At 49.6% G+C, this 6,750-nt stretch carries 6 protein-coding genes; 1 reads left to right on the top strand and 5 read right to left on the bottom strand.

The window, feature by feature from the left end; translation table 11 throughout:
• Positions 1–881: PhoH family protein (locus tag VIM87_RS31310; RefSeq protein ID WP_332000799.1), on the bottom strand; the 881-nt coding region annotated here is incomplete at its 3' end.
• A 660-nt stretch (positions 882–1,541) separates the two neighbouring features.
• Here VIM87_RS31310 and VIM87_RS31305 point away from each other — a divergent pair.
• Positions 1,542–1,934 (top strand): response regulator, encoded by a 393-nt coding sequence (locus VIM87_RS31305; RefSeq protein ID WP_332000798.1) that lies wholly within the window; start codon positions 1,542–1,544, stop codon positions 1,932–1,934.
• A gap of 158 nt (positions 1,935–2,092) precedes the next feature.
• On the opposite strand, the gene rpe is transcribed toward VIM87_RS31305, so the two are convergent.
• The 4 genes from rpe to VIM87_RS31285 form a co-directional block, all read right to left on the bottom strand.
• Positions 2,093–2,752, bottom strand: coding sequence for a ribulose-phosphate 3-epimerase (gene rpe, locus VIM87_RS31300; protein ID WP_332000797.1), 660 nt, complete (start codon positions 2,750–2,752; stop codon positions 2,093–2,095).
• A 151-nt stretch (positions 2,753–2,903) separates the two neighbouring features.
• Positions 2,904–3,902 (bottom strand): tetratricopeptide repeat protein, encoded by a 999-nt coding sequence (locus VIM87_RS31295; RefSeq protein WP_332000796.1) that lies wholly within the window; start codon positions 3,900–3,902, stop codon positions 2,904–2,906.
• 273 nt (positions 3,903–4,175) lie between these two features.
• The gene (gene thrC, locus VIM87_RS31290; protein ID WP_332000795.1) at positions 4,176–5,483 is read right to left on the bottom strand and encodes a threonine synthase; all 1,308 of its coding nucleotides are present in this window, start codon (positions 5,481–5,483) and stop codon (positions 4,176–4,178) included.
• Positions 5,484–5,599: 116 nt separating this feature from the next.
• The gene (locus VIM87_RS31285) at positions 5,600–6,526 is read right to left on the bottom strand and encodes a homoserine kinase (RefSeq protein ID WP_332000794.1); all 927 of its coding nucleotides are present in this window, start codon (positions 6,524–6,526) and stop codon (positions 5,600–5,602) included.
• Between the last annotated feature and the right edge of the window lie 224 nt (positions 6,527–6,750).

Genomic DNA, 6,750 nt, shown 5'->3' with positions numbered 1-6,750 from the left:
TCGTCGAGCTGCAGATAACCGATACCGTCAATATGCCGGAGGATACGGGTGGCTTTTTCCAGCCCGGATTTCTGGTTCTTGGGAAGGTCGATCTGCGTAAGATCGCCGGTGATAATAGCTTTGGCGGAGGCGCCGATACGGGTCAGGAACATTTTAAGCTGCAGGTCGGTTGCGTTCTGCGCTTCATCCAGGATTATAAAGGAGTTGTCCAGCGTACGGCCACGCATATACGCCAGCGGCGCTATTTCTATCACGCGGTTGGTCATGAAATAGCTTAGCTTGTCGGCCGGGATCATATCGTCCAGCGCATCGTACAGCGGGCGCAGGTATGGGTCTATCTTTTCCTTCAGGTCACCGGGTAAAAAGCCCAGGCTTTCACCGGCTTCCACCGCAGGGCGGGTGAGGATGATCTTGCGTACGGCCTTGTTCTTTAAGGCGCGTACAGCCAGGGCTACCGCGGTATAGGTTTTACCGGTACCTGCAGGGCCGATGGCGAATACAATATCATTCTTTTCCGCCAGGCCTACCATTTTTTGCTGGTTGGCTGTTTTAGCCCTTACGGTGCGGCCATTTGGACCAAATACCAGCACATCGTTCGGGTTGCGGTCTGTGAAATTGTCTACCTTTTCCTCTTCCCCCAGGATCTGTTCAAAGTATCCTTCAGAGAGGTTGCCGTTACGTTCCAGGTACTTTACGATCTGGCCTATCTTATCCTTGGCGGTAGCTACCTCTTCAGGCGCGCCGGATAATTTAAGCTGCGTACCCCTGGAAAGTATTTTTAGCAGCGGGAATTTCTTTTTGAGCAGGTCCAGCTTTCCGTTATTAACACCGAAAAACTCGATAGGGTTAATGCTATCTAAGTTGATAATTGATTCTGTCAAAATCTAGTTTGATTTTAGCTAATAAGCTGTAATATAATTTTTTTTCGCTCAAACCCGCTGGCAGAATTGTTAAGCAATTACTAAATCCGGTAGCCGTTTTGCTTAAATGCTTCCACGCGTTCTGCAATGGCCGGATTGCCTGATGCCAGTATACGGGCCGCCGGGATGGCTGCATTGCGGGCGCTACACCGCCGGATAAGCCGCCTTCCAGGGACACGCCCTGTACGGGTAATGAAGTGTATGCAGATACTACGCCGGGTAATGCAGCTGCCATACCAGCTTGTCACTCTCCGATCGCATGATAATCATTACTTTCATCTTTCTTGGTTTTGTGCCAAAGATATTACTCATTTAAGAATTGTCGAAAAAGGAAATCCACAATGGTGGAAAAGTAATGGATCAGGAGCTATGGCGGGGCTTGCTGCTGTGTTTTTATATGCGGGGGAATGCCTGTGAGATAAGCAGCTAAGGGGGTAGAGGTGTAGCGGATTTGATCCGTTATGTTTTATGGGCAAGCGGTCATGAGCCTACTGCATGGTAAGTATAAACGCAGTTCCGGTGACAGCCTTGCATAACTTGTTGCAGCAAAACCGTCTATAAGGTTCAGGACCAAATATTATTCTTACATTTAAAGCTATAAAACCTGAATAATCCCCATCTATGAACCGGCTCAATTTGATTTTTATTGTTGATGACGATCCTATTCATCAGCAAATTACACAGATCATGATAGACAGGCAGGGGATCAGTAACTCCATGCAGGCGTTCTCTGATGCCCAGGAGGTGCTGGATTACCTGGCGGGACACCAGGGAGATGGCAGCGCATTACCGGATGTGATTTTACTGGACCTTAACATGCCGGTAATGGATGGCTGGGAGTTCCTGGATGCCTATTCCACCTTATCTAACACGTTATGCAGGAAGATCCAGATCTATGTGCTAACCTCCTCCATTGACGAGAATGACCGCGAACGGGTAGGGAGCTATTCTTTTGTGAAAGGCTACCTTACCAAGCCATTGTCCAGGGACACGATTTTGCAGTTGGGAATGTAGTTCAATGTGCAGATATGTACATGTGCAGATGTGCAGATGGAATGCCCCGAAGCTTGCCATTTGCTTATGCTAAAGCATTATGGCCTGTTATGCTGTAATGAATTGCCCCGAAGTCCGCATTAATATCTGCACATCTGCACATGTGCATATTTGCACATTTACGCGTTTTTCAGCTGCCTGATCACAGCTTCAGGATCAGGGGCGGAGAAGACGGTGTTGCCCGCTACCAGCACATCGGCGCCGGCAGCCACTATTTCGGCTGCATTGGCTACCGTAATGCCGCCATCCACCTCAATGAGCGCTTTAGAATCGTGTTGCTGTATCAATGCCTTCAGCTGACGCAGCTTAGGCAGGGTTTGCGGTATAAAGGACTGGCCGCCAAATCCGGGGTTCACGCTCATCACCAGCACTACATCAATATCGCCGATCACGTTTTCCAGGATCTGTACCGGGGTGTGCGGATTGAGGGCTACACCCGCTTTCATGCCCAGGGATTTTATTTGCTGGATATTACGGTGCAGGTGCACACAGGCTTCTGCATGAACGGTTAATATATTTGCGCCGGCCTTTTTAAAGGCTTCGGCATATTGCTCAGGATGTTCTATCATCAGGTGCACATCGCACACCTTTTTAGCCAGCTTTGTTACTGCTGTAATAACGGGAATGCCAAAGCTGATGTTTGGCACAAACTGCCCGTCCATTACATCCAGGTGCAGCCAGCCGGCTTCGCTGCGGTTCACCATTTCCACCTCTTTGCCTATTTCCAGGAAATTAGCCGCCAGCAGGGAAGGAGCGACTATGACGTTCTTTTGTTCCATGAATTACGAATTATTCAATTACGAATGTGATCGAAGTGAAGGTTCGATATGTTGTACACATCGTTTCTAACCATATCCGTTGCAATTATAATTATAAATTAATTAAGCATAACATAATCTCCGCTGCATTTAATCCGTAATTCGTAATTAATTATTTCACTCTCTCCAGCGCTGTCTTTGCTTCGGGATAGCTTTTGCGGAAGGTAAGCGCTTTGCTGTAATCATCCCGGGCAGCGGGTTTATTGCCCAGCTGCTCATAACACATCCCACGGAAATAATATGCTTCTGCATCGGTAGGCTGGGCTTTGGCAGCCAGGGTAAAATAATTCAGGGCAGGCTTCCATTGCTGTTGCTGCGCCTCCTGCTTACCCAGGGCTATATAAGCAGCCGCATAGCCGGGATCTGCCTCTATACAGCGTTTATACGTGAACGTGGCTTCCTTTTGTTTGCCCTGTTCCTGGTAATACTGTGCCATATCGTAGAGCGGATCCGCATTGGTAGGATCCTGCCGGAAAGCCATTTCATAATATTTCACCGCTTCCGCATTACGGCGGGCCCGTAGCAGGTCGGCCAGCTCCATTACAGCTTCAAACTCGCTTTGGGCGCCGGCTTTGGCTACTGCCGCTTTCAGGTGAGCAATGGCCTGCGCGGTATCCTGGTGATCTTCTGCAATGCGGGCTTTCAGGTAAAAAGCCTGGGCGTAGCCGTCTGCGGTTTTTTCCATACGGGCAGCCAGGCTATCGGCACGTTCGTATTGTTTGATCTCTATCCAGGCCATGGCCAGGCGGTATTGCAGGTAACTATTGGCGGGCGCGGTTTGTAGGGCTTTTTCAAAATAAGCGCCGGCCTCCTTATAATGTTCTGTTACCAGGGCGGCTTCGCCGGCGCCGGCCCAATGGTCGGTTACGGTGGGCTGCAGTGCGGCTGCTTTTTCAAAATCGGCCTGGGCCAGCGCAGGATCTGTATTGAACAGGAGCAGGGCCCGGCGGAAGTACAGGGCGGCATTATCCGGGAACTGGAGAATAGAATCCGTTAAGGGCAGTATAAGCGGCGTGTATAATACGGAATCCTTTGCGGACTGCTTACCTGGTGTGGCGGTATTGTTACAGGCCAGGCATAGGATAAATAACAGGAGCGGCAAATATTTCATGGCACGAAAATAAGCATGCCGCGCATAAATACTAACAATCTTTGTAAAGCGCCTGTGGCAGGCAGTTTCATGAACAGCGGCCGGGTTGGAGCACCACAAAAGGACAGTCATAGTAAGGTTTTTGTGCAATTATAACGCAATGGCACACCAGTACATTGTGGACATGACGTGGACTTGATGTGGACTTAATGCAGGCTTGATGTGGTAAAAAGGGCAAAAAATAAGGAGCCGCAGGGGCTCCTTTTTATGTGGAAAACACCGTGTAAACGTTGATCAGTGCTGCATCATCCACTCTTTCAGCGCGCCATATTCCGCCGGCAACAGCACGGCCTGTTTTTGCAGCTTGTACAGGTTTTGTACGCGGTCCGGAATGGTAATGGCCTTTTGCAGGTCTTTAGGCGCAGTATCCGCAAACTTAACCGGGTGGGCTGTTTCCAGGAAAATGCCGGTAGCCTTGCCGGGATTGTTCTGCAGATATTGCTGCAGGCCCAGGTAACCTACTGCGCCGTGAGGATCCAGCATATAATGCTGCTCATTCCATACCTGTTCCATGGCTGCTACTGTTTGCTGATCCGTATAGCTGTAAGACGACATTTTTTGCTGCAACTCAGGCAGGCTATGGGCAAATAACTGTAAGATGCGTACGAAATTGCTGGGATCTGCCACATCCATGGCATTGGAAAGGGTAGGCGTGGCAGGGCGGGGATCGTACTGGCCATTGAGCATAAAGCGCGGCACCGTATCATTCACATTGGTGCTGGCCACAAAATGTTTTACAGAAAGGCCCATGGCTGCTGCCATAACACCTGCGCAAATATTGCCAAAGTTGCCGCTGGGCACAGAGAACACGATGTTAGGATCAGCGCCCATCACCTTCACCTGTTTGGCGGCCAGCAGATAATAGAACATTTGCGGCAGCCAGCGGGCTACGTTAATAGAGTTGGCAGATGTGAGCAGGCTATGCTGCTGCAGCTCCTGGTCCAGGAAAGCGGTTTTTACCATACGCTGGCAATCATCAAAGGTGCCTTGTATTTCCAGGGCGGTAATATTGCCGTTAAGGGTAGTGAGCTGTTTTTCCTGCAGCGTGCTTACTTTGCCGCTGGGGTATAAGATCACCACGCGTACACCGGGTACATGATGAAAACCATAGGCCACGGCACCGCCGGTATCGCCGGAAGTGGCTACCAGCACCGTTACCGGGCGGGCGTCGTTACGGCGGAAGTATCCTAAGCAGCCGGCCATAAAACGGGCGCCTACATCCTTAAACGCAAGGGTAGGGCCGTGAAACAGCTCCAGTGTATAAATATCCTTTTGCACGGGATGCAGCGGGAAAGGGAAATTGAGCGTATCGTGAATGATCTGCTGCAGCTTAGCCATCGGTATTTCATCGCCTGTAAAGGGATGAATGGCGCGGTAGGCAATATCAAAATCATCGTAGTTATCCAGGGAATCTACCAGGTCTTTTTCCAGTGTGGGAATATGATCCGGGAAGTATAAACCTTTATCCGGCGCCAGGCCCTGTACAACGGCCTGTTCGAAGGATACGCGGTGCTGGTTGTTCTGTAAACTGAAATATAACATCGTTCTTATTTACGATTTTAGATTTGGGATTTTAGATTTAATGCAGCGATTTATGACCCTACTGCTGTTCAAACAGCTTCAAAATCTAAAATCGTAAATCTAAAATCTAAAATGTTTTAGCTGATCACTTTTACGCCTTCCTTGTTGATAGGAGAAACGTGTACTTTATAATCTACGCCCAGCGGAGCATACACGCTGTCCATAGTAGCGGCTACCTGGCGGGCAATAGCTTCTCCTTTGCTAAGCATAAATACAGAAGGGCCGGAGCCGGAGATGCCGCCGCCTAAAGCGCCGGTTTCCTTACACTTCAGCTTCAGCTCATAAAAAGCGGGGATCAGGATAGCGCGTACCGGTTCTACGATCACATCTTCCAGGGCGCGGCTGATAAGGCCGTAGTTCTCCTGGTACAAACCTGCTACCAGCGCGCCAACATTACCCCACTGGCGGATGGCGTCTGTCATCAATACTTTTTGTTTCAGTATTTCGCGGGCGTCGGAAGTTTTTACTTCTATCTGCGGATGGATCACTGTTACCCACAGATCGGCCGGTGTGTGCAGGCCGGTAATGTCCAAAGGTTTGTAGCTTCTTACCAGTGTAAAACCACCCATGATGGCAGGTGCTACGTTATCGGCATGCGCTGCGCCGCTGGCCAGGCGCTCGCCTTCCATGGCAAAACGCACCAGCTGTTTGGGTGTAAAAGGCTGACCTAATAAATGGTTAGCGCCTACTACCGCGCCGGCAGAGCTGGCGGCGCTGGAGCCTATGCCGCTGCCGGGTTGTATGTTCTTGAATATTTCTACTTCAAAGCCAACATCCGGGTTATCGTACTTCTGCAACAGGGCCTGTAAAGCCACACCAGCAACATTTTGCGCAGCATCGGTAGACAGTTTGGCGCCGTGCACCGCTTTGATCTGCACGCCGGGCTGCTCACTTCTGCGAATGATCATTTCATCGCCCGGCGCATCCATTGCCAAGCCTACCACATCAAAGCCACAGGCCACGTTGGCTACGGTTCCTGGAGCGAATACTTTTATTGAATCCATGGTTTATAATTACGAATTATTCAATTACGAATTACGAATGCGCTGAACGCTGAATGCTGAATGCTTAACGCGAATGCAGCGGATAATAAGGCTTTCAGCTTTTAGCTTTTAGCTTTTAGCTTTTAGCTTTTAGCTTTTTGCTTTGAGCTTTTAGCGTTAAGCGTTCGGCGTTTTGCGTTCAGCCTTTATCTCGCTGTTCTGATAATATCCGCAAAGATCCCGGA

It is taken from the genome of Chitinophaga sp. (assembly GCF_036569125.1).
Taxonomy (GTDB): domain Bacteria; phylum Bacteroidota; class Bacteroidia; order Chitinophagales; family Chitinophagaceae; genus Chitinophaga.
The sequence above is the reverse complement of the archived record's forward strand: the minus strand, read 5'-3'. Positions and strand labels throughout refer to the sequence as shown.